The sequence below is a fragment of the Mesorhizobium sp. M7A.F.Ca.US.014.04.1.1 genome, from assembly GCF_003998745.1.
GTDB lineage: Bacteria > Pseudomonadota > Alphaproteobacteria > Rhizobiales > Rhizobiaceae > Mesorhizobium > Mesorhizobium ciceri.
In genome coordinates, this window is the sequence record NZ_RZRW01001390.1 from 1 (window position 1) to 547 (window position 547).

Consider the following 547-nt stretch of genomic DNA (forward strand, 5'->3'; position numbering starts at 1 on the left):
GCTGCGAGCGGGCGGCGAGGGCGAGCCGCAGATCCTGGCGCTCGATTGTGCCCGGTCCGGCGGCATCGACAAGGCGCGCACGCTCTATTGCGGCTCGTTCTCGAAGATCCTGTCGCCGGGCATGCGGGTCGGCTGGGTGTGCGCGCCGCGCCACATTGTCGAGAAGCTGGTGCTGATGAAGCAGGCTTCGGACCTGCACAGCCCGTCGATCAACCAGGTGGTGATGCATCGCGTCGCCGAAGCCGTGTTCGAAGGCCAGGTGGAAAAACTCATCGACGCCTATCGCGAGCGCCGCGACGGGCTGCTCTCGGCACTGGAAGCCCACATGCCCGAAGGCGTGACCTGGAGCCGCCCGGAAGGCGGCATGTTCGTCTGGGTGACACTGCCGGAAGGGGCCGACGCCACCGAGCTTCTGGCTCGGTCGGTGAAGGAAGCGCGGGTCGCCTTCGTGCCGGGCAACGCCTTTTATGCCGATGGCACCGGGCGCAACACACTGCGGCTGTCCTTCACGCTCGCCGACCGGCGCGCGGTGAGCGAAGGCATTCCA

1 protein-coding gene is annotated in these 547 nt (G+C 67.6%); it reads left to right on the plus strand.

The features are described from left to right. Positions 1–547: PLP-dependent aminotransferase family protein (locus EOA22_RS36715; RefSeq protein ID WP_164756340.1), on the plus strand; the 547-nt coding region annotated here is incomplete at both ends.